Origin of the sequence: Streptomyces sp. NPDC127092 (genome assembly GCF_042722475.1) — a bacterium.
Classification (GTDB): domain Bacteria; phylum Actinomycetota; class Actinomycetes; order Streptomycetales; family Streptomycetaceae; genus Streptomyces.
On the sequence record NZ_JBHXFE010000181.1, the window covers coordinates 439 to 1,718 of the forward strand.

Annotated in this window: 2 protein-coding genes; both read left to right on the forward strand. The window is 71.0% G+C overall.

The genetic code is table 11. The features are described from left to right. A partial coding sequence (locus tag ACFWJO_RS38600) for an ATP-binding cassette domain-containing protein (RefSeq protein WP_386872868.1) occupies positions 1 to 412 on the forward strand: 412 nt, incomplete at its 5' end. Positions 413 to 526: 114 nt separating this feature from the next. After that, positions 527 to 1,280, forward strand: a 754-nt coding sequence (locus ACFWJO_RS38605) for a GTP-binding protein (protein ID WP_386872870.1), incomplete at its 3' end; no start/stop codon positions are given.

Consider the following 1,280-nt stretch of genomic DNA (forward strand, 5'->3'; position numbering starts at 1 on the left):
CCGGTACCCGCACGAGCTCTCCGGCGGTCAGCGCCAGCGCATCTCGATCGCCCGCGCCCTGACCCTGGACCCCCAGGTGCTCATCGCGGACGAGCCGACCTCGGCCCTGGACGTGTCCGTCCAGGCCGCCGTGCTGGACATGTTCGCGGAGCTGCAGCAGCGCTACGAGTTCGCGTGCCTGTTCGTGTCCCACGACCTCGCGGTGGTGGACATGCTGGCCCACAAGGTGCTCGTCCTCAAGGACGGCCGCCAGGTGGAGCAGGGCCCCACGGAGGAGGTGCTTCACCGTCCGAAGGAGGAGTACACCCGTCGCCTCCTGGCGGCGGCGCCCGTGCCGGATCCGGACCAGCAGGCGGAGCGTCGCCAGGAGCGCCGCGAATTCCTCGCCTCCCTCGGCGAGGGCGTCTACTGACCGCTCGGGCCCACCGGCCCGCCTGTCCACGGCGGCCCCTGCGCGTACAATCGCACGGGGGCCGCCGTCGGCGTGTGCCTCCACCCCTTTGATGTCGAACCGGACAGGACGCCCATGACCTCGACCGAAACCCGCCGCTCCGATCTGCGCAACGTGGCCATCGTGGCCCACGTGGACCATGGCAAGACCACGTTGGTGGACGCCATGCTGCGCCAGACCGGTGCCTTCAACACGCACGGCGACGTCGCCGAGCGGGTCATGGACTCCGGGGACCTGGAGAAGGAGAAGGGGATCACGATCCTCGCCAAGAACACCACGGTGTTCTACTCCGGCCCGTCCGCCCCCGAGGGCGAGACCGTCACCATCAACGTGATCGACACCCCCGGCCGCGCCGACTTCGGCGGCGAGGTGGAGCGCGGCCTGTCCATGGTGGACGGCGTCGTGCTCCTCGTGGACTCCTCCGAGGGCCCGCTGCCCCAGACCCGCTTCGTGCTCCGCAAGGCCCTCGCGGCCAAGCTGCCCGTGATCCTTGTGGTCAACAAGACGGACCGCCCCGACGCGCGCATCGACGGGGTCGTCTCCGACTCCATGGACCTGCTGCTCGGCCTGGCCTCGGACCTGGCCGAGGAGGACCCGGACCTGGACCTCGACTCGGTGCTGGACGTCCCCGTCGTCTACGCCTCGGGCAAGGCCGGCCGCGCCTCCCTGACCCAGCCCGCCGACGGCGCCCTGCCGGAGGCCGAGGACCTCGAGGCCCTCTTCAACGTGATCATGGAGCACATCCCGGCCCCGTCCTACACCGAGGGCGAGGTCCTCCAGGCGCACGTCACCAACCTGGACGCCTCCCCGTTCCTCGGCCGCCTCGCGC